The organism is Achromobacter sp. 2789STDY5608621, assembly GCF_001299375.1.
Taxonomy (GTDB): Bacteria; Pseudomonadota; Gammaproteobacteria; order Burkholderiales; family Burkholderiaceae_B; genus Achromobacter; species Achromobacter insuavis.
The window spans coordinates 54156-73309 of sequence record NZ_CYTU01000008.1 but is presented as its reverse complement, the minus strand read 5'-3'; the positions used below and the strand labels follow the sequence as shown (position 1 = coordinate 73309).

The window sequence follows — 19154 nt, the reverse complement described above, 5'->3', positions numbered from 1 at the left end:
AGCAAGGCGCGCGCCCGGGACCGGCAAAGCCCGGGCGCGACAGCGCCTTCCCCGCGGCAACGGCGGCTTCAGTTGCCCAGCGGACGGGCCAGCCATTCACGGCCCTTGAGCATGCCGTTCCAGTAGATCCACGGCAGCATCGTCGCCTTCAGGAACCAGGCGCTCTTGCGCGGCACCGTCGGATCCAGCGGGAACGTCGGCAGCAGCTTGCCGCCATAGCCGAACTCGGCCAGCACGATGCGGCCGCGCTCGACCGTCAGCGGGCACGAACCGTAGCCGTCATACGTGACCGGCAGCGCATGCCCTTCGCGCACCGCCAGCAGGTTCTCGGCCACCGTGACGATCTGCTTGCGCGCCGCCGCCGCGGTCTTGGCGTTGGTGGTGCTGATGCCGTCGCCCAGCCCGAAGATGTTGTCGTAGCGCACATGGCGCAGCGTGGCCGGATCGACCTCGCACCAGCCCGCCGCGTCCGCCAGCGCGCTCTGGCGCAGGAAGTCGTGCGGCACCTGCGGCGGCACCGCGTGCAGCATGTCGAACGACTTTTCCACACGGGTGACCGCGCCCTCGGCGTCCTTGACGTCGAACCAGGCCTTGCGCGCCGGGCCGTCCACCGCCACCAGCGCCGAATTGAAGGCCAGCGAAATGCCGTAGCTCTCCACATAGCGCATCAGCGGCGGCACGAAGGTCGGCACCCCGAACAGCACCGCGCCGGCCAGGTCGAATTCGACGTCGATGCGATCCAGCACGCCGCCGCGGCGCCAGTGGTCGCAGGCCAGGTACATGGCCTTCTGCGGCGCGCCGGCGCACTTGATCGGCATCGCCGGCTGCGTGAACAGCGCCTTGCCGCCCTTCAGGCCGCGCACCAGTTCCCAGGTGTACGGCGCCAGGTCGAATCGGTAGTTGGAACTGACGCCGTTGCGGCCCAACGTATCCGACAGCCCCTCCACCTTGTCCCAGGCCAGGCGCAGGCCCGGGCACACGATCAATTGCTGATAGCTGACCGCGCTGCCATCGGCCAGCCGCACCTGGTTGGCCTCGGGTTCGAAACCGGCGGCCGCGGCCTGCAGCCAGGTGGCGCGGCCCGGCATCACCGAGCGGGTCGGCCGCACCGTCTTGGCGATGTCGAACGCGCCCCCGCCCACCAGCGTCCAGGCCGGCTGGTAGTAGTGCTTGTCGCTGGGCTCGATGACCGCGATGCGCAGGTCCGGACGGCGGCGCAGCAGGCTGGCGGTCACGCCGATGCCGGCCGAACCGCCTCCCACCACCACCACGTCGAAATCGCGCTGCGCCTGTGCTGCCGTCTGCATGCTTGTCTCCCGGTTATGAACCGGTCCGCGGGGGCCGGCGATTGAAATGCTGGATGATCGAAAACAGCGCCATGCCCGCCGCCATGGCGGCCACGAAGATCAGGGCCTCGCGCACGCCGGCCGCGGCCGCCACCAGCGCCGGCCCCGGGCAGAACCCCGCCAGGCCCCAGCCCGCGCCGAACGTCAGGCTGCCCAGCGCCAGGCGCGGATCGACGCGCGTCGCGGCGGGCCATTGCAGCGGGCCGCCGGACAGGCTGGCGCGGCGCCGCCGCAACCCGGCGAAACCCACGGCGGTCACCGCCAGCGCGCCGCCCATCACCAGCGCGAGCGACGGGTCCCACGGCCCCGCCAGATCCAGGAAGCCCAGCACCTTGGCGGGGTTGGCCATGCCGGAGACGATCAGGCCCAGGCCGAATACCAGTCCCGCGACGAAAGCGAACGCGATGACCATGTCAGGCTCCGATCACGTGGCGCACGAGATAGACCATGACGAACCCCGCGGCCATGAACAACGCGGTCGCCGCCAGCGAGCGGCGCGAACCGCGCGCCAGGCCGCAGACGCCATGGCCGCTGGTGCAGCCCGAGGCGTAGCGCGTGCCGATCCCCACCAGCAGGCCCGCGGCGATCAGCCGGCCCGTGCCCGCCTCCACCACGATGGGCGGCAGCGTCGCGGCCCACTGATAGAGCCACGGCGCCAGGCCCAGGCCGACCACGAACGCCAGCCGCCAGCCGCTGTGGCGGTCCGGCGGCAGCAGGCCGCCCAGGATGCCGCTGATGCCCGCGATGCGGCCCGCCCCCAGCATCAGCAACACGGCGGCCGCGCCGATCAACGCGCCGCCGGCAACCGCGCTCCCGGGCGTGAAAGCGGGCCAGTCGATCATGATGCGAGCGCCGCCATCGCGCGGCCGCAATACAGGCTGGACAGGGTTTTCATGACCTGGTTGACCTCGAAACTGGCCAGTTGGTAGTACACGTACTTGCCCTGGCGCCGCGTGCTCACCAGGCCCTCGTCGCGCAGCACGCCCAGCTGCTGCGACAGGGTCGGCTGGCGGATGCCGGTCAGGGATTCCAGTTCACCGACGTTGCGCTCGCCCTGCACCAGTTGGCACAGCAGCAGCAGCCGGTCTTCGTTGGCCAGCGCCTTGAGCAGCGCGCAGGCCTGGGAGGCGGATTCGCGCAGCGCGGCGACTTCGCATTCGTTCAGGGCAGTCAGCATTTGATGAGGATCAATCGGCCGGAAAGGACTTGATCATTATATTGACGGATAAACTATCCAACAATATTATTCAAATACATATATTGTTTCGTGCGCGCCGCCGCCGCACGCCCGAGGCCGCCGCCCATGACCCCGCAGATCCAAGCCTTTTTCGACCCGGCCACCGCCACCGTCACCTACGTGGTGCACGAGCCCGCGCCCGGCGGCGCCTGTGCCATCATCGACTCGGTGCTGGACTACGACCCCAAGTCCGGCCGCACCAGCACCGCCAGCGCCGACCGGGTCGCCGCCTACGTCCGCGAACACGGCCTGCGCACCGAATGGCTGCTCGAGACCCACGCGCATGCCGATCACCTGTCGGCCGCCCCCTACCTGCAGCGCGCGCTGGGCGGCGTCATCGCCATCGGCCAGAGCATCCGCACGGTGCAGGGCGTGTTCAAGAAAATCTTCAACCTCGAGCCGCAGTTCCAGCTCGACGGCTCGCAGTTCGGCCGCCTGTTCGCCGACGGCGAAACGTTCTCGATCGGCGCGCTCACGGCCAGCGCCATGCACGTGCCCGGCCACACCCCCGCCGACATGGCCTACCGCATCGGCGACGCGGTCTTCGTCGGCGACACCCTGTTCATGCCCGACGTCGGCACCGCGCGCTGCGACTTTCCCGGCGGCGACGCCCACCAGTTGTTCCGCTCCATCCGGCATCTGCTGAGCCTGCCCGACGACACCCGCCTCTACATGTGCCACGACTATCCGCCGGCCGGCCGCGAGGCCGCGTGGCAGACCAGCGTGGCCGAGCAGCGCCGCGCCAACATCCACGTGCGCGACGGCGTCACCGAAGACGACTTCGTCGCCATGCGCACGCGGCGCGACGCCACCTTGTCCATGCCCACGCTGATCCTGCCGGCCATCCAGGTCAACATCCGCGCCGGCCACTTCCCGCCGCCGGAAGACAACGGCGTGCGCTACCTGAAGATCCCGGTCGACGCCCTCTAGCCGGCGGCCGCAAGGGTTCCGCCGGCCGCGCACTTGCGCGCCGCCGGGATATCCCGCAAGATCGGCCGGTCACAAGATCGCCGATCTCACGGAATCCCTCATGTTCGCCGAAGCCGAAGCCGACCCAGTCCTGTCCAAGGAAGCCTTCAAACCGCTGGAGGCCAAGCTGCGCGTCGCGCTGCTGAACGCCCAATACCAGCGCCTGCAGAAGGCCGAGAAATCCCTGCTGGTGGTGGTGGCCGGCATCGACGGCGCCGGCAAGGGCGCCACCGTCAACCTGCTCAACGAGTGGATGGACCCGCGCCACATCAAGACGCTGGCCTATGGTCCCCCGGAAGGCGACGAACTCGAACGCCCGCCCATGTGGCGCTACTGGAAAGACCTGCCGCCCAAGGGCAGCACCGGCATCGTCTTCGGCTCCTGGTACACGCCGCTGATCCGCGAAGCCGCGCGCAAGCATCCCAACCAGGACAGCATCGAGGCGCAGTCGGTCGCCATCCGCCGCTTCGAGGCCATGCTGGCCGCCGAAGGCGTGCAGATCCTCAAGCTCTGGTTCCACCTGTCATCGGACGCCCAGCGGGCGCGGGCCAAGCGCCTGCTGGCCAGTCCCGAGACCTCCTGGCAGGTCAGCCCGATCGACCTCAAGGTGCACAAGAAATACGACCGCATCCGCAACAGCGGCCAGGTCGTCATCAACCACACCGACAGTGGCCACGCGCCCTGGGTGGTGATCCCCAGCGCCGACGAGAACATGCGCGCCGCGCGCACCGCCGAAGCCGTGCTGGCCGCCATGCGCCAGAACCGCGTGCCGCGCATCCCGGCCTCGTTCGTGGCCCATACCGGCCCCGCCCGCATCCTTGACCGGCTCGGCCAGCTGGACTACGACGCCAAGCTCGACCGCGAAGACTACGAATCCGAACTGGGCCTGCTGCAGGGCCGGCTGGCGCGCGCCGCCCGCTCCAGGAAATTCCAGGAACGCTCGCTGGTGCTGGTGTTCGAAGGCCAGGACGCCGCCGGCAAGGGCGGCGCCATCCGGCGCATCACGCATGCGCTGGACGCGCGCCAGTTCGACATCACCCCGGTGGCCGCGCCCAACAGCTACGAGCTGTCGCGCCCCTACCTGTGGCGCTTCTGGCGCCACGTGCCGCGCCAGGGCCGCATCGCCATCTTCGACCGCTCCTGGTACGGCCGGGTACTGGTCGAGCGCGTCGAGAAAATCACTCCGCCCGCCCACTGGCGCCGCGCCTACACCGAGATCAACGACTTCGAGGCGCAACTGGCCGGCAGCGGCGCGCTGGTGCTGAAGTTCTGGCTGGCGGTCACCGCCGACGTGCAGCTCGAACGCTTCAAGGGCCGCGAGAAGTCGCCCTTCAAGAACTTCAAGATCACGCCCGACGACTGGCGCAACCGCGACAAGTGGAAGGAATACGCCGCGGCCACCAACGAAATGCTGGCGCGCACCGATGTCCAGCATGCGCCGTGGCATCTGGTCTCGGCCAACGACAAGCGCTACGCTCGCCTTCAGGTGCTGCGGCATATCGTCGAAGCCCTGGAAAACCAACTCTGACCCGCAGGAGACCTTCCCCATGAGCTCGGCTGAAATCCGCCCCGTCGTCGCCGCCGATTTTGATGTCTGGCTGCCGCTCTGGAAGGGCTACCAGGACTTCTACCGCGTCGACATCGCCGACGCCGTCACCCGCAACACCTGGGCCCGCTTCCTCGACCCGGCCGAGCCGGTCAACGCCGCGCTGGCCTACGACAGCGGCCGCGCGGTCGGCATGGTCCACTGGATCTTCCACCGCTCCACCTGGACGGCGGGCGACTATTGCTACCTGCAGGACCTGTATGTGGATCCCGAGACGCGCGGCACCGGCGCCGGCCGCAAGCTGATCGAGCACGTCTACGCGCAGGCGGCCGCGGCCAACTGCGCTCGCGTCTACTGGCTGACCCACGAAACCAACGCCACCGCCATGCAGCTGTACGACCGCATCGCCGACCGTTCCGGCTTCATCCAATACCGCAAGGTGCTGCCTTGAGCGCGCGCGACCCCGACTGTCCGCTGTGCCAGACCGACGGCGGCACGCTGCTGTGGCGCGGGCCGCACCTGCGCCTGATCGAGGTCGACGACCCCGACTACCCCGGCTTCACCCGCGTCATCTGGAACGCCCACCTGGCCGAGATGACCAGCCTGTCGACCCACGGCCGCGACCTGCTGATGCGCGCCGTGTACGTGGTCGAGGAAGCGCAGCAGTCGATCCTGGCGCCCGACAAGATCAACCTGGCGTCGCTCGGCAACATGGTGCCGCACCTGCACTGGCACGTGATTCCGCGCTGGCGCGGCGACCGCCATTTCCCCGATCCGATCTGGGCGCCGCCGCGCATCGCCGCCGGCGCCGAACCGGCCGAATGGACCGACCGCCAGGCCCGCGTGCGGGCGCTGCTGCCGCGCTATCGCAACCGGCTGGTCGAGGCCATGAACGCGTTGCTGTGGCATTGATCCCGAAAGGCCAAATCCTATAGAAATCAAGGCCTTCCATCCGGCGGGGCATGCTTAATTCAGGTAAAATTCAGGTTTTACGCTGTACGCAGCACCCAAGGAGTGAATCTTGACCCTGCAGGCCTCGCCCCCGTCCCGGCCCGTCTCTTTCCTGCAGGCGTTCCTGCGTTCCGAAGCCCTCGGCGGCTACGTCCTGATGCTGGCGGCGGTGGTCGCCCTGATCGTCGCCAATAGTCCCCTGGCGGCCGGATACTTCGACATCCTCGGCACCAAACTGGGCTTCCAGGTCGGACCGGTGATGCTCAAGGAATCGGTGCTGCACTGGATCAACGACGGCCTGATGGCCGTGTTCTTCCTGCTGGTCGGCCTGGAGATCAAGCGCGAGGTGCTGGACGGCCAGCTGCGCGGCGTCGCCCGCATCGTGCTGCCGGGCATCGCCGCCGTGGGCGGCATGGCCATGCCGGCGCTGATCTACGTGCTGCTCAACCTGGGCAGCCCCGAGACCCTGCGCGGCTGGGCCATTCCCGCCGCCACCGACATCGCCTTCGCGCTGGGCATCCTGGCCCTGCTGGGCAGCCGCGTGCCGACCTCGCTGAAGGTGTTCCTGACGGCGCTGGCGATCCTGGACGACCTGGGCGCCATCGTCATCATTGCGCTGTTCTATACCTCCGAGCTGAACCTGTTCGCGCTGGCCATGGCCGGCGCGCTGCTGGCCTGCCTGTTCTGCCTGAACCGGGCCGGCGTGCTGCGCCTGACGCCCTACCTGCTGATCGGCGCGGTGCTGTGGTACTTCGTGCTGAAGTCCGGCGTGCACGCCACGCTCGCGGGCGTGGCGCTGGCGCTGACCATTCCGCTGCGCCCCCAGAACCAGGGCCGCGCGGGCGAGCATTCGCCGCTGCATGCGCTGGAACATGCGCTGCACAAGCCCGTGGCGCTGCTGATCGTGCCGCTGTTCGGCTTCGCCAACGCTGGCGTGTCGTTCGCCGGCATGGGCCTGTCGAGCCTGGCGCAGCCCGTGCCGCTGGGCGTGGCGCTGGGCCTGTTCCTGGGCAAGCAGCTGGGCGTGTTCGGCTTCGCCTGGCTCGCCATCCGCACGGGCGTGGCCAGCCTGCCGCGCCATGCCAGCTTCACGCAGCTGTACGGCGTGGCCCTGCTGTGCGGCATCGGCTTCACCATGAGCCTGTTCATCGGCGCGCTGGCCTTCACCGACCCGGCGGCGGTCGACGCCACCAAGATCGGCGTCCTGACCGGCTCGCTGGCCTCGGCGGTGGTGGGTTTCCTGCTGTTGCGCGCCAGCGGCGCGGCCGAGCCGGCCAAGGCCGCCGCCTGACCCGTCGCGCCGGAATGCGTCCCGGAGTCGCCGGTCGGCGGCGGCCGGATGCGGGGCGGGAGTAGACTGGGGCGGTCCGTCACAGGAGCCGCTCTCCCATGAAACCGTCCGCCATCTCCGTGCAGCGTGTCTATGAAGGCCTCGGCCCCGACGGCAGTTATCGGGCGCTGGTGGACCGCATGTGGCCGCGCGGCCTGCGCCGCGCCGACCTGGGGCTGGATGAATGGGCCAAGGACATCGCCCCCAGCGCCGAACTATGCAAATGGTTCAGTCACCAGGACGAACGCTGGGATGCGTTCCGGGAAAAATACCTGGCCGAGCTGGCCGACCCGGCGCAACAGGCCCGCATGGCCGCGTTGCTGGAAGCCGCCGGCGCGCGCCCGTTGACGTTGCTGTATGGCGCGCGCAATACCGCGCACAACCAGGCGGTGGTGCTGCGCGACGCGTTGCAGGACTACGCCAGGCGCCACCGCAAGCGCCTGGCCCGGGCCGCCGCCGACGACCCGGCCTGATACGGCTCGGCGCGCCCCGACTAGCGCCCGGCGCCCTTCGGGTCGGACAGCGGGAAAGACGGATCGGTCAGGCAGGCCTTGAGCCAGTCGTTGTCATCCTCGTCGTGGACTTCGCCATCCACCTTGGGCAACGGCGTGGATGAATAGTCCACCTTGTGCACCTCGGGGCCGGTGTTCCAGTGGGCGTCATCCGAAATCCCGCCCGGGCAGTTGGCGTCGACGCCATTGAATGAGCACGAGGCCACCGGCACCGGCTTGTTATCCACCACCTTGGCCACATAGCGCTGCACATAGACCGAACCCGTGGCCCAGTATTCCTCCGCGCTGCAGAGGCGATCGTTGTTCTGGTAGTGGCGGATCGCGAAGCAGCCGTAGTACTTGTAGTCGCGCGGCAGCAGGTCGCAGGACACATCAAAGCCGGCGTAGGGGCCGCCGGTGAACTGCTTGTTGAACTCCCGCTGGCGCAGCGCCGTGGCGATCATGGCGGGCAGCTTGTCGCCCTTCCGGATCTCCTTGAGCTGGGCGATGCGGTTCAGGATCAGGTCGGCCGCCAGCTGCCCCGGCGTCTTGTCGTCCTGCAACGCGTCGGAATCGTCGGTCAGCCCGTCCAGCACCTGGTCGCGGGCCTTGAGCCAGCGCCGCTGGCTGTCCACCAGCATCTTGTGGATCTCCTCGTCGGGCGCCTGCTTCAGCACCGCCGCATAGGCGCGGTTCAGCTCGCCATCGGCGGCCACCGCCTTGCGATCCGAACAGATCAGCTTCTCGGGGACCGTGCTGGCCTTCTGGCAGTTGATCGCCAACGCCGGCGCCGCCAGCACGCTCAACCCCACCAGGCACAGCAGCCGCGCCGCGCGATTCCTCAAACTCATTGCAATTCTCCCTGGCATCGGCCCGCTACATCAGCGGCTGATGACCTCGCTGTCTTCCATGACGATGCGGTAGCGGTTGCGCAGGTCAAGGACGTAAGTGAAATTCGACGTGCCGGTCGCGGTCTTGCCGCGCTCCGGGCTGGATACCTTGTAGTCGTAGAGGCCCTTGACCATGCACATCTGGTCCTGGCACTTGGCCCGCAGCGAATTCTGGTCGACCACGAAACGACGCACCGGCCAGCGCGCGAAGTACGCCTCCTTGTCCGCCAGAATTTCGGATTTCGGCCGCTGCTTCTTGAAGTAGTCGACCGTATCGGCGTAGAACTCGCGCGTGAACTTCAGCGCCTCTTCATTGGTGCCGCTGCCCGCCTGGATCATCAGGGCCGCGGCGTTGATCGCCTTCTGCTCATCCGTGATCGCCGCCGGCGCGGTCTCCTTCGGCATGTACGGATTGGCCACGGGACCGGCCGGCGCCGGCGCGGCATCGGGCGACGCCGGCTTGCGCGGCGGCAGCTTGGCATCCCCCGGCGACTGCGCCTGCGGCGCCGGCGCCGCGGCGGGCGCGGGGGCCGCACGCTGGCCGGTGCCCGGCTGCACGTCATTGCTGGCCGTCCTGACGTTGCCGGTGCGGTTGATGCCGTACCTGATGATCTCCTGCGGCGAGAAGAAATACATCTCCTTGGACGGCGTGCTGAACATGATCCCCAGCACGTCCGCCGACACGCCGTACTTCGGCAGGGTCGCGACGATGTCCGACACGCCGAACTGCGCCTGCTCGCCCGTCATCTCGGGCGCGGAGATCTGATGCACGCCCAGGCGGCCTTCCGCCAGGCGCTGGCGCCCGGCGAAGAACACGAACGAACACGCCGACGCGCAATAGCTGTCCTTCGGGATATAGGTGTTCAGCCCGCGCTCGTAGACCTCTTCGGCCACCACCAGCCCGATGTGGACCAGGCCGCCGCCGTTGTTCTGCAGGATCAGGGTGGAGATGGTCGGGTGCTCGCGCAGCGCCTTCTTCAGGTTGAGCATGTCGTTGGCGCCCACCGCGCCCACGTAGACCAGCAGGTTGGGCTGGCTGGGCAGGAAGAAGAACGGGCCGTAGCGTTCGGGCTCCTCCTGCTGCTGCGCCGGCGCCTGCGTCTGCGCCACCGCGACGGACAGCCCGGTCATCGACAGCGCCAGGGACGCGGCCAACATCGTCAGTTTTCTTTTCAGCATCATCAGTCCTTGTTCTCGGAACGCTCGCCACGGCCGGGATCGCCCCCGCCCTGCGCAACCGCGTCGTCCGGGCGCGGCGGCCCACTATACGAATGCCGGATTTTATCCATCCCTTGCGATTTCATCCCGCATCCGCCCGCTGGCCCCCAACGCCGCGCTAGCGCCGCTGGCAGGCGTGCGTGCCGTCCGCGATCGCCCGCGCCAGGCGCTGAATGGTCTCTGGCCGCGCCAGGCGCGCCTCTTCGTCGGGATTCACGATCACGCCGGCCTCCACCAGCACCGCCGGCATGGCCGCGGTCTTGAGCACCGCCAGCCCATCGTAGCGATGCACGCCCAGGCGGCGATCGAGCAATGGCCGGTTCTCGCCCGCGATGGGCTCGGCGTGGTACAGCGACGGCTTTTCGCCCGCCGCCACCAGCGCCTCGCCGATGGCCTTGGCGCACCGCAGGCTGTCCTCGTAGCGGGGATTGAGCTGCGAGACAAAGATGGCGAAGCCCGCGAACTCCCGCTGGCGGCCGGCATCGATGTACTTCTGCTGCATCGAATCGTGGTGGATCGAGATGAAGAAGTCCGCGTCCGGCGCCGTCCGCGCGCGCCGGCCCAGCGCAATCTCGGCGCCATCGGCCGACACGCGCGTCACCCGGTCTCCCAGCGCCAGCAGATCCGTGGCCACCGCGCCGCTCAGGTCCAGGTTGTACTGGTACTCCACCCGGCCGCTGGCGCCCATGGCGCCCGGCTGCTTGGGCGTATGACCGGTGTCCACCACCACATAGGCCGCCTGCGCCGACAGCGCCGCCACCCCCAGCACGGCCGCCGCGACGCCACGCGCCCAACCTGCCGCCACCCGCTTGCCCGCCCGACCGTCCATGACTGATGACACGCTAGTCTTCGCTCTGTAGGAAACAAGGATCCCGCCACAATCAGGGCGGGACCGAATCCGGCGGATTCTCGCGCAGCCCGGCGCAACCGGCAATGGCCGAATGCGGCGCGCGGCCGGGCTTGGTAACAAAGCCTGCCGGGCCCCGTCCCTGGCGCGGCCTGCCGCCCATGGCGCCCGCCCCGGGAACCGCGAGCGCGCGCCCCAGCGCCGCCCTGACATGCGGCGGAAGCAAATGACATAGAAAGTTACCCTGGCTGTGGCGTTCAGGCTGCGCTCATCCTGGAGCGCTACCATCAAGCCATGCCCCTCGCATCCGCGGGCGCACCCCGGCCCGCGGCATCCTTACCCGGAGGTTCCCCAGCATGAGCAATCTGAACGGAAAAGTGGCCGTCGTCACCGGCGCGGCCAGCGGCATCGGCAAGGAGATCGCGCTGACCCTGTCGCGCGCAGGCGCCGCGGTCGCTATCGCCGACCTGAACCAGGCCGGCGCCGACGCCGTCGCCCGCGAAATCGAACAGGCCGGCGGCAAGGCCATGGGCGTGGCCATGGACGTCACCAACGAAGACGCCGTCAACCAGGGCATCGACCGCGTCGCCGCCGCCTACGGCAGCATCGACATCCTGATCTCGAACGCCGGCATCCAGATCGTCAACCCCATCGAGAACTTCGCCTTCGCCGACTGGAAGAAAATGCAGGCCATCCACGTCGATGGCGCCTTCCTCACCACCAAGGCCGCGCTCAAGCACATGTACAAGGATGATCGCGGCGGCGTCGTGATCTACATGGGCTCGGTGCACTCTCACGAAGCCTCGCCGCTCAAGTCCGCTTACGTCGCCGCCAAGCACGCACTGCTGGGCCTGGCGCGCGTGCTGGCCAAGGAAGGCGCCAAGCACAACGTGCGTTCGCACGTCATCTGCCCCGGCTTCGTGCGCACCCCGCTGGTCGAGAAGCAGATTCCCGAACAGGCCAAGGAACTGGGCATCAGCGAAGAAGACGTGGTCAAGAAGGTGATGCTGGGCGATACCGTCGACGGCGTTTTCACCACGGTCGACGACGTGGCGCAGACGGCGCTGTTCCTGTCGACCTTCCCCAGCGCGGCGTTCACGGGGCAGTCGTTCGTGGTCAGCCATGGGTGGTACATGCAATAGGCCTTGCGCCGCCGGGAATGCGGCGCGCGCGGCTGGCCGTGCGCCGCTTCGAATCTCGACAATCGACAGGGAGCCTTCCGGACTGGCCGCCGGCCCGGAGGTTTTTTTCCGAGCACGCCTCCGCCTGCCCGACCCGTGGCTTAAGATAGGCGCGCTTTGGCTGCTGATGCCATAACCGGATGCAAGGAAGTGCATGGCCTTCGACTATAAAAACGCGCCGCCCGAGGAATTGAAGGCGCGCTACAACGCCATCGCCAAGGAGATGGGCGATGACCAGTTCTTCACCAAGAAGGAACTGAACCACCTGCCCCACGTGCTGCACGACGGCGAAGAGGTGCTGGCCTTCACCAGCGGCATGATGAACAACAACACCTGGCTCATCACGCTGACCGACCGGCGCATCATCTTCCTCGACAAAGGCCTGGTCTACGGCCTGCGCCAGACCGCGATCGACCTGGACAAGGTCAATGCCGTTTCCGGTGAAACCGGCATCATGTTCGGCAATATCTCCATCCAGGACAGCGCCGGTAGCTACCAGATACGCAACGTCTGGAAGAAAACCGTCATGCGATTCACCAACCGCGTGCAGGAGGCCATCGAAGCGCGCAAATCCCGCTTCATGCGGCAACCCGCCGCCGGCAAGGCCGCCGGTCCGGATGACGACGTCATCGCCAAACTGGAGCGACTGGCCAGCCTGCGCGACCGCGGCGTGCTGACAGACGCCGAATTCGCCGAGCAGAAAGCCCGCATCCTGGCGGCATAGCTGTCATGGAATTCCTGATCGTCATTGCCATCATCGTGGCGCTGATCGTCGGTTATTTCTGCCTGGGCATGCTGCTGAAGTTGCTGCTGCAATGGTGGCTGCCACTGGTCTGCGCGGGGCCGCTGCTGATACTGGCGTTCGGCTTCGGCTGGATGGGCGCCATCGGCGCGGTCGTCGGCGCGCTGCTGCTGATCGGCTTCACCCAGAACTGGCAGGAATCGCCCACCTATCTCGCGCTTGAAGCGAAGATCGACAAGGCGTTCTATTTCGACGACGTCTAGCCCTCGCCCGAACGCCGTCGGACGAACTCCCCCCGACGATGAGGCCGCCACGGCTGACTGCGCCATCGCCATCGCGATGCGCAGCCAGCCATGCCGCTAGAACTGATAGCGTGTCGTCAGCAGGAAACTACGCGGCGTACCGTAGTAGTTGCCGCCATTGTTACCCTGCATCGACTCGAAATAGCGCTTGTCGAACAGGTTGTTGACGTTGAACTGGATATCCAGCTGCCGGTTCACCTTGTAGCCGGCCACCAGATCCACCACCGTGAACGGCGACTGCTTGACCACGTAGCCCTCCGCGCTCGTCAACGATTGCGTCGAGGTCTTGCTCTGTGCCCGCACCGCGCCGCCGATACGCCATTTCTCGTACGCCCCCGGCAGGTGATACATGGCGGCGACTTTCAACTGGTGCTGCGGGACATAGCTGGCATAGGGCTGGCCTGCGGCGCCGTCGATGCCGCCCGAAGACACCTTGGCGCGCGTGTAGGAATAACCGATGCCCACGTTCAGGCGTGGCAGCAGCTCGCCATTGATGTCGATCTCCACGCCTTCGCTCTTGACCTCGCCCACCGCCCGATAGCAATTGGTGGCGACGAAGCACGACGAGATGTCGGTCACCGCCTGCGGCAGGTTGGACTGCGTCGTCGAGAACACCGCGATGGCGGCGTTGATACGCTCGTCCAGATAGCTGCCCTTCAGGCCGATTTCGTAGTTGGTGCCCTCCACCGGCTTGAGCACCGTACCCGACGTGTCCAGGTAGTACTGCGGTTTGAAGATGCTGGAATAGCTGGCGTAGACCGAGTGGTTGTCGTTCAGATCATAGGTCAGCGCGGCATACGGCGTGAAGTGCTTGTCTTCGCTGAACTTGCGATGACTGCTCCATGCGCCTTGATACTGCTTGTTGTCGAAGTCGAACCAATCCAGCCGCGCGCCCAGAATCATGCTGAGCGGGTCCGCCAGGCGGAAACGGCCGGTGGCGTAGGCCGACGTCAGTGCCGAGCGCTGGTCGCGGCTCCAGAGCGTGTCCTTCACGAAGTCGGAACGGCGAATCGAATCCGGGTCCCACGTGTACGGATTGACGCCGCCCAGCATGTAATAGCCGGTCGGCGAATCCAGGTAGCTGTAGCCATCGTCGCGCCACGTATCCTTGCGGTAGCTCGCCCCGAACGCAATGTCGTGGAAACGGCCGAACAGCTTGACCGGCCCTTGCGCCGACACGTCGAAGCTCTGCTGCTTCTTATCGTAGTCATAGCGGCCGCCCATCACGTCGTAAAGCATATTGCCCTGCGCATCATAGCTGCCACTGACGAAATAGGCGCCGTCCAGCGCCGACGACGCATTGACGGAGCGGGCGGCGGCCTTGGCCACCCAGCCGCTGTCGAACTTGTGCTTGAGCTCGGCGAACAGGCTCGATTCCTTCTTGTCCCAATAGCTCCATGATGGCGAAAACCGCCGTGACCGCCGGATATCCAGCGGCGAACCGTCGGGGGCCGTGGGAACCCCCATCCATTCGGACCCCGGATTGTCCTCGGTGTTGGAATGGCCGCCCAGGCTCAGCGTGGTGCGCGAGGTCAGATCGATATCGACGACGCCGTAGTACAGGTGCTTGCGGCTGCTGTAGCCATCCGTGAAATACTGCCGCGACTGCTGCGACGTGACGAAGCGCCCCCGGATCGAGCCGCTGTCATTCAACGGGCCGCTCGCATCGAATTCGCCCGAGAAATTATCCCAGTTGCCCGCGCGCGCGGTGGCGATGAACTGCGCCACGTCGGTCGGCTGCTTGCGCACGAAGTTGATGGCGCCCGATGGATCGCCCATGCCCGTCATCAGGCCGGTCGGTCCTCGCACCACCTCCACGTGGTCGTACATCGCCGTGGTGCTGTAGGTGGACGTGTCCGTCTCGTAGGTCACCGGCATCCCGTCCAGCAGGAATGTATTGATCGTGAAGCCCCGGGAAAAATAACGCGAGCGATCATTGCTCCAGTGGTTCACCGTCACGCCGGTGGTGCTGTTGGCGACGTCATCGATGGTCTGCATCGCGAAGTCATCCAGCTTCTGGCGTGTCACCACGCTGACGGACTGCGGCGTTTCCTGGATGGTCAGCGGCAGCTTGGTCGCCGTGTTCATCGCGCCGGTAGTGTACGAGCCGGTGCCTTCCGTGAACTCATTACCCTTGCCCACGACCGTGATGCTCTGCATCACCACACTGGCATCGCCGGCACCGCGCGACAGGGCAACCCGGTTGCCCGTTCTTTCAAACACCAGGCCAGAGCCCGCCAGCAAGGCGCGCAACGCCTCGTCCGGCGTCAGCCGGCCCGACACGGCCGGCGCACGCAGATTACGCACGGCATCCGGCGAATACGCCAGATCCCACGAGGCCCGCGTGGCCAGGTCGACCAGCGCGCTTTCCAGCGATTGCGCCGGCATGTTGAGCTGCAGCGCCGCTTCCTGCGCCTGCGCGACGGTCGGCGACAACGCCACCCCCAGCAGCAACGACAAAGCCAGCGCACCCAGGCCTTGGGCAGACGCCAGCCTGCGCGGCGATGAATAGAATCCAATGGTTGAACGGTTCACGGAACGAGCTTTCCTGATGATTTTCCCGGGATCGGCAGCAGCGGGCCTGAGCAGCCCGCGAACGTGGCGATATGAAGCGGCGCTGATCGGCACGCCTATCCCCAGGACGCCGTGGCGCGCCCAATTCCTGATGAAAAATCATCGATTATTTGAAACTAAATGCAACGCGCCGCGGACGGCATTTTCCGGACCGACCAGCGGCGCAAGCTGTCGTGCCAGCCAGATCAACGTGCCTGGATCGTCGCGACGCCATCGGCCGCGGTCTGCACCCGCACCGGTGCGATCGCGGGCAGGAGATCGAGAAACGCTTGCGGGTTGTCCACGCTGAACACCCCGGAAATATGGATGCGCCCGACGGCCACGTCCGCGACGCGCATGTCCATGCGGCCATAGCGGTTCATCTCGGCCACGGCATCCGCCAACGCCTGGTCGCGGAACACCACCCGTCCCGCATGCCAGGCCAGCAAGTCCGACACCGCCACCTTTTCCGACGGCGACAACCCGCCCTGCGCCAGCGTGCGCGTGCCCTGGCCGCCAGTCAGCAACACCTGGCTGCGATTCCACCAGTGGCCGGATTGCACGGCCACGGTGCCCGAATCCACCGCCACCCGCACCTGTTCGCCATCGCGGCGCACATTGAAGCGCGTGCCCGTGACGCGGACGGTGGTCGCGCCCGTCTCCACGTAGAAAGGCCGCTGCGGATCCGGCGTCACCGTGAAAGTGGCCTCGCCCGCCTGGAGTTCGACAACGCGGCGATCCTCGAACAGGCGCACCGACAATCGCGTCGCGGTGTTCAGGTCCACCACGGAGGCGTCCGGCAGCGATGCCTGCATACGCTGACCCGGTTGCGTTGCGTACTGCTGGCTGAACGCCGGCGTCCCCATGAACCACTGCGGCAGCGCCACGCCGGCAACGACCACGGCACACGCCAGTCCCAGGCCAACCCCCAAAGGCTTGCGCGAGCGGGAACCCCGCCCGGAGCGCGGCGCCGGTTCGGCCGCCAGCGCCCGCAACCTGGCCGGATTCACCAACGCAAACCCATTCCAGAGGCCGCAGGCCCGTTGGTATTCCCGCTCATGCGCCGGGTCCGCCTGCCGCCAGGCGTCGAAGCGCTGTTGCTGCGCGGCATCCATCCGCCCCGAACGGACGCGCGCGAACCAGTACGCGGCGGCATCGCGCGGGTCACGCAGGGTGTCGGGGTCGGGGGAGTCAGTCATCGCGCGGCGGGTCAATCCGGGCAGAAACGTTCGAGCTGTTCGCGCATTTCACGGGTGGCGTCCATGATATAGCGTTCAACCGTATTGAGCGCCAGGCCCATGCGCTGCGCGATTTCCGGCTGCGAATAGCCTTCCAGCCTGTGCCACACATAGGCCTGCCGCTTCTTCAGCGGCAGGCTCGCCAATGCCTGTTCCAGCGCCTCGGCCAACTGCCGCGCGCGCACGCCCGCTTCGGGATCGTGCAGCAGCGGATGGTCTTCGGCCGCCAGCATCTCCAGCGAAGTCTGCGGGTGGCGTTCCTGCCGCCGGATCTCGCTGATCAGCCGATTCTGCGTCGCCCGGTACAGATAGGACTTGGGTGCAGCCGCCGCCACGTTGCCATCGCTCAACAGATGCGCCATCACATCCTGCGCCGCATCCTCCGCGTCGCAAGGACGCGAATTGCGCTTGGCCCACGAACCCACCAGCTCGCCGTAATAGGCGAGCCAACCTTTCAGGGGGTTAATGGGGCGGGGCATTGGGCCGAACGTCGCGTCAAGGCAAAAAGGACGGCCATATTAACAATGATTCTCAATTAATGAATACACTGGGCGCTGCCAGTCCGCGCCATGCTTGCCTGCGCGCCCGTCTTGATACCCTTGGGTCCACCACCACGGCGCGCCCTGGCGCACCGTTCGACCCTGCCTTGAGGATTGCCATGTCTTTCAGCACCGACGCCTGGGCGCGCAACGCCGCGCTGTACGAAAAAACGCGCACCATGCCGTTCAATCAGGAACTGGCCAGCGGCCAGCTCAGCGAACAGGCGTTCCGCCACTACATGATCCAGGACGCCCACTACCTGCTGGCCTTCGGCCGCGCCCTGGCGGTCGCCGCCGCCAAGGCCGACCATGCCGACGGCGTGGTGCAGTTCGCCGACGCCGCCAAGAACGCCGTGGTGGTCGAACGCAGCCTGCACGAAGGCTTCATGAAGCAATTCGGCATCGATGGCGACACGTTCGCCAGCACCCCGCTGTCGCCGGCCAGCCATCACTACACCAGCTTCCTCATCGCCACCGCGTGGAGCGCGCCGTATCCCGTGGCCCTGGCGGCGTTGCTGCCGTGCTTCTGGATCTATGCCGAGATCGGGCGCGACATCCACTCGCGCGCGACGCGTCCCAATCCCTATGGCGCGTGGATCGATACCTACGCCGGAGAAGAATTCCACACCCTGGTGCGCGAAGTGATCGCATCGGTGGACCAGGCGGCGGACAAGGCGTCGGCACAGACGCGGGATGAGATGCACCGCGCCTATACACATGCGGCGCAGTTGGAATGGATGTTCTGGGATTCGGCGTATCGGTTGGGGGAATGGCCGGTGTGAAGCAAGACGCGGCGCCGGCCGTGCGGCAGGCGCCGCGTCGCACCCCCTACAGGTGCCGCTTGAACGCGATGATGGCCGCGCCCACCGCGCTGGAAGCCTGGGAATACGGCGTGCCCGTGCCCATCTCCTTTTCCGCCAACGCGTACTGATTGCTGTTGATCAGCCGGGCGATCTTGCCCGCCTCGGCATGAAACACCTTGTGCTTCTGGATGATTGCGCCAAACTCGGGTTTGGCGCTGTATTTCAGCTTCCCTTCACCATATAGCCAGACCCCAAGCTGGCAACAATTGTCCTTGCCGATGGTTTCCGCATCCATCTGTTCCTTTCTGCTGATGGCGGAACGGACCTTCAACTTCCATTCGGCGTGCTTTTGAATTGACTCAAGTAGCAGCTTCTCGGAAGCCGAAGGCTTGCCGGTTGAGAAACAGGACATATCCTGCTATTAAACGACGGACGGGCAAAACGGGGGCCGAGCCGACAAGGCTCCCTTTTTACGTGCACCGGGCGAGAGTCAACCGCAAGGCAGCGCCCACTCGCTCCGAGGAGCTATCCGCTGGCAGGAGCACATAATCATTTTCAGTCAACCCCTCTCCGCTCCAAGCTTCCAGCTTTTCATGATGGCTAGGCTGCATTACATATGCCCCCCCCACCAATTCCACCGAACAACTCTTCATATCCTTGAACATGGACCGCTTGGTTTTATACCCAAACCTCTCCATCATTTCGGATACCCAATCTTTGTATTTTGGAACGACCCGCCCAGCAATATCAAAAAAGTTCGGATCATTTTTTGGATCAATTTGGCGACTCGCAGAAATTGCTGCAATCGCAGCTGAACCTAGATCAGCATCGGAAGAAGAATGCGACAACAAGTACCGCTCCCCTTCTGAATCCGGTAGAAAATTCCAATACCCGGAGTACGTTTCCAAGAAAATGAATTCATTATTTGACTTAACGTAGATACAAGGTTTTTTGGCAGGTCCGCTCATTCT

At 66.3% G+C, this 19154-nt stretch carries 22 protein-coding genes; 10 read left to right on the top strand and 12 right to left on the bottom strand.

Features of this window, described 5'->3' with window-relative positions:
• Window positions 1–68 precede the first annotated feature (68 nt).
• From AOZ53_RS10980 to AOZ53_RS10965, 4 genes are read right to left on the bottom strand one after another with little or no spacing between them, the layout of a single operon-like run.
• Complete coding sequence (locus AOZ53_RS10980; RefSeq protein ID WP_054487816.1) at window positions 69–1307, bottom strand: NAD(P)/FAD-dependent oxidoreductase; 1239 nt, start codon at window positions 1305–1307, stop codon at window positions 69–71.
• 13 nt (window positions 1308–1320) lie between these two features.
• Window positions 1321–1758 (bottom strand): YeeE/YedE family protein, encoded by a 438-nt coding sequence (locus tag AOZ53_RS10975; protein WP_054487814.1) that lies wholly within the window; start codon window positions 1756–1758, stop codon window positions 1321–1323.
• A 1-nt stretch (window position 1759) separates the two neighbouring features.
• Window positions 1760–2191: a YeeE/YedE family protein gene (locus tag AOZ53_RS10970; RefSeq protein ID WP_054431092.1), complete on the bottom strand. Its 432-nt coding sequence runs from the start codon at window positions 2189–2191 to the stop codon at window positions 1760–1762.
• Window positions 2185–2523 (bottom strand): ArsR/SmtB family transcription factor, encoded by a 339-nt coding sequence (locus AOZ53_RS10965; protein WP_006391860.1) that lies wholly within the window; start codon window positions 2521–2523, stop codon window positions 2185–2187. Before AOZ53_RS10965 ends, AOZ53_RS10970 begins: the two co-directional genes overlap by 7 nt.
• 126 nt (window positions 2524–2649) lie before the next feature.
• On the opposite strand from AOZ53_RS10965, the gene AOZ53_RS10960 reads away from it, so the two are divergent.
• The 6 genes from AOZ53_RS10960 (at window position 2650) to AOZ53_RS10935 (ending at window position 7852) form a co-directional block, all read left to right on the top strand.
• Window positions 2650–3513 carry an MBL fold metallo-hydrolase gene (locus AOZ53_RS10960; protein WP_054487813.1) on the top strand — a complete coding sequence of 288 codons (864 nt, stop codon included), beginning with the start codon at window positions 2650–2652 and terminating at the stop codon, window positions 3511–3513.
• 100 nt (window positions 3514–3613) lie between these two features.
• Complete coding sequence (gene pap, locus AOZ53_RS10955; protein ID WP_054487811.1) at window positions 3614–5080, top strand: polyphosphate:AMP phosphotransferase; 1467 nt, start codon at window positions 3614–3616, stop codon at window positions 5078–5080.
• A 19-nt stretch (window positions 5081–5099) separates the two neighbouring features.
• On the top strand, window positions 5100–5549 hold the full coding sequence (locus tag AOZ53_RS10950; RefSeq protein WP_054430727.1) for a GNAT family N-acetyltransferase: 450 nt from the start codon (window positions 5100–5102) through the stop codon (window positions 5547–5549).
• The gene (locus AOZ53_RS10945; protein WP_054474481.1) at window positions 5546–6010 is read left to right on the top strand and encodes an HIT family protein; all 465 of its coding nucleotides are present in this window, start codon (window positions 5546–5548) and stop codon (window positions 6008–6010) included. The genes AOZ53_RS10950 and AOZ53_RS10945 overlap by 4 nt, the downstream gene beginning before the upstream one ends.
• A 109-nt stretch (window positions 6011–6119) precedes the next feature.
• Window positions 6120–7340, top strand: a complete 1221-nt coding sequence (gene nhaA, locus AOZ53_RS10940) for a Na+/H+ antiporter NhaA (protein ID WP_054487809.1) — start codon at window positions 6120–6122, stop codon at window positions 7338–7340.
• 98 nt (window positions 7341–7438) lie between these two features.
• Complete coding sequence (locus AOZ53_RS10935) at window positions 7439–7852, top strand: DUF488 domain-containing protein (protein WP_054430730.1); 414 nt, start codon at window positions 7439–7441, stop codon at window positions 7850–7852.
• A gap of 20 nt (window positions 7853–7872) precedes the next feature.
• Here AOZ53_RS10935 and AOZ53_RS10930 read toward each other — a convergent pair whose 3' ends face one another.
• The 3 genes from AOZ53_RS10930 to AOZ53_RS10920 all read right to left on the bottom strand — a co-directional run bounded on the left by AOZ53_RS10930 (window position 7873) and on the right by AOZ53_RS10920 (window position 10738).
• Entirely contained in the window at window positions 7873–8721 is an 849-nt protein-coding gene (locus AOZ53_RS10930; RefSeq protein WP_054430731.1) for a lysozyme inhibitor LprI family protein, read from the bottom strand.
• Between the two features lie 30 nt (window positions 8722–8751).
• Window positions 8752–9918, bottom strand: coding sequence for a COG3904 family protein (locus AOZ53_RS10925; RefSeq protein WP_054430732.1), 1167 nt, complete (start codon window positions 9916–9918; stop codon window positions 8752–8754).
• 178 nt (window positions 9919–10096) lie between these two features.
• Window positions 10097–10738, bottom strand: a complete 642-nt coding sequence (locus tag AOZ53_RS10920; RefSeq protein WP_054487857.1) for an N-acetylmuramoyl-L-alanine amidase family protein — start codon at window positions 10736–10738, stop codon at window positions 10097–10099.
• A gap of 443 nt (window positions 10739–11181) precedes the next feature.
• Between AOZ53_RS10920 and AOZ53_RS10915 the strand changes: the two genes are divergently transcribed.
• From AOZ53_RS10915 to AOZ53_RS10905, 3 genes are all read left to right on the top strand, one after another.
• Window positions 11182–11967 carry a 3-hydroxybutyrate dehydrogenase gene (locus tag AOZ53_RS10915; RefSeq protein WP_054430733.1) on the top strand — a complete coding sequence of 262 codons (786 nt, stop codon included), beginning with the start codon at window positions 11182–11184 and terminating at the stop codon, window positions 11965–11967.
• A 193-nt stretch (window positions 11968–12160) separates the two neighbouring features.
• Complete coding sequence (locus AOZ53_RS10910; RefSeq protein WP_054430734.1) at window positions 12161–12730, top strand: PH domain-containing protein; 570 nt, start codon at window positions 12161–12163, stop codon at window positions 12728–12730.
• Between the two features lie 5 nt (window positions 12731–12735).
• Window positions 12736–13011, top strand: coding sequence for a hypothetical protein (locus AOZ53_RS10905; RefSeq protein WP_054474485.1), 276 nt, complete (start codon window positions 12736–12738; stop codon window positions 13009–13011).
• A 96-nt stretch (window positions 13012–13107) separates the two neighbouring features.
• Here the strand turns inward: AOZ53_RS10905 and AOZ53_RS10900 are convergent, their stop codons facing one another.
• From AOZ53_RS10900 to AOZ53_RS10890, 3 genes are all read right to left on the bottom strand, one after another.
• Complete coding sequence (locus AOZ53_RS10900) at window positions 13108–15516, bottom strand: TonB-dependent siderophore receptor (RefSeq protein ID WP_369816807.1); 2409 nt, start codon at window positions 15514–15516, stop codon at window positions 13108–13110.
• Window positions 15517–15809: 293 nt separating this feature from the next.
• On the bottom strand, window positions 15810–16802 hold the full coding sequence (locus AOZ53_RS10895) for a FecR family protein (RefSeq protein ID WP_054487807.1): 993 nt from the start codon (window positions 16800–16802) through the stop codon (window positions 15810–15812).
• An 11-nt stretch (window positions 16803–16813) separates the two neighbouring features.
• Window positions 16814–17320 (bottom strand): RNA polymerase sigma factor, encoded by a 507-nt coding sequence (locus tag AOZ53_RS10890; RefSeq protein WP_054487805.1) that lies wholly within the window; start codon window positions 17318–17320, stop codon window positions 16814–16816.
• A 179-nt stretch (window positions 17321–17499) separates the two neighbouring features.
• On the opposite strand from AOZ53_RS10890, the gene tenA reads away from it, so the two are divergent.
• Window positions 17500–18162, top strand: a complete 663-nt coding sequence (tenA, locus tag AOZ53_RS10885) for a thiaminase II (RefSeq protein ID WP_054430738.1) — start codon at window positions 17500–17502, stop codon at window positions 18160–18162.
• 46 nt (window positions 18163–18208) lie between these two features.
• Here tenA and AOZ53_RS10880 read toward each other — a convergent pair whose 3' ends face one another.
• On the bottom strand, window positions 18209–18595 hold the full coding sequence (locus AOZ53_RS10880; protein ID WP_054474488.1) for a CZB domain-containing protein: 387 nt from the start codon (window positions 18593–18595) through the stop codon (window positions 18209–18211).
• Between the two features lie 58 nt (window positions 18596–18653).
• Window positions 18654–19151, bottom strand: coding sequence for a contact-dependent growth inhibition system immunity protein (locus tag AOZ53_RS33380; protein WP_082380334.1), 498 nt, complete (start codon window positions 19149–19151; stop codon window positions 18654–18656).
• Between the last annotated feature and the right edge of the window lie 3 nt (window positions 19152–19154).

Bases quoted from the DNA above. Each gene is read 5' to 3' on its own strand.
- AOZ53_RS10980 (WP_054487816.1), bottom strand. From the start codon at position 1,307: ATGCAGACGGCAGCACAGGCGCAGCGCGATTTCGACGTGGTGGTGGTG.
- AOZ53_RS10975 (WP_054487814.1), bottom strand. From the start codon at position 1,758: ATGGTCATCGCGTTCGCTTTCGTCGCGGGACTGGTATTCGGCCTGGGC.
- AOZ53_RS10965 (WP_006391860.1), bottom strand. From the start codon at position 2,523: ATGCTGACTGCCCTGAACGAATGCGAAGTCGCCGCGCTGCGCGAATCC.
- AOZ53_RS10960 (WP_054487813.1), top strand. From the start codon at position 2,650: ATGACCCCGCAGATCCAAGCCTTTTTCGACCCGGCCACCGCCACCGTC.
- pap (WP_054487811.1), top strand. From the start codon at position 3,614: ATGTTCGCCGAAGCCGAAGCCGACCCAGTCCTGTCCAAGGAAGCCTTC.
- AOZ53_RS10950 (WP_054430727.1), top strand. From the start codon at position 5,100: ATGAGCTCGGCTGAAATCCGCCCCGTCGTCGCCGCCGATTTTGATGTC.
- AOZ53_RS10935 (WP_054430730.1), top strand. From the start codon at position 7,439: ATGAAACCGTCCGCCATCTCCGTGCAGCGTGTCTATGAAGGCCTCGGC.
- AOZ53_RS10930 (WP_054430731.1), bottom strand. From the start codon at position 8,721: ATGAGTTTGAGGAATCGCGCGGCGCGGCTGCTGTGCCTGGTGGGGTTG.
- AOZ53_RS10925 (WP_054430732.1), bottom strand. From the start codon at position 9,918: ATGTTGGCCGCGTCCCTGGCGCTGTCGATGACCGGGCTGTCCGTCGCG.
- AOZ53_RS10915 (WP_054430733.1), top strand. From the start codon at position 11,182: ATGAGCAATCTGAACGGAAAAGTGGCCGTCGTCACCGGCGCGGCCAGC.
- AOZ53_RS10910 (WP_054430734.1), top strand. From the start codon at position 12,161: ATGGCCTTCGACTATAAAAACGCGCCGCCCGAGGAATTGAAGGCGCGC.
- AOZ53_RS10905 (WP_054474485.1), top strand. From the start codon at position 12,736: ATGGAATTCCTGATCGTCATTGCCATCATCGTGGCGCTGATCGTCGGT.
- AOZ53_RS10895 (WP_054487807.1), bottom strand. From the start codon at position 16,802: ATGACTGACTCCCCCGACCCCGACACCCTGCGTGACCCGCGCGATGCC.
- AOZ53_RS10890 (WP_054487805.1), bottom strand. From the start codon at position 17,320: ATGCCCCGCCCCATTAACCCCCTGAAAGGTTGGCTCGCCTATTACGGC.
- tenA (WP_054430738.1), top strand. From the start codon at position 17,500: ATGTCTTTCAGCACCGACGCCTGGGCGCGCAACGCCGCGCTGTACGAA.
- AOZ53_RS10880 (WP_054474488.1), bottom strand. From the start codon at position 18,595: ATGTCCTGTTTCTCAACCGGCAAGCCTTCGGCTTCCGAGAAGCTGCTA.
- AOZ53_RS33380 (WP_082380334.1), bottom strand. From the start codon at position 19,151: ATGAGCGGACCTGCCAAAAAACCTTGTATCTACGTTAAGTCAAATAAT.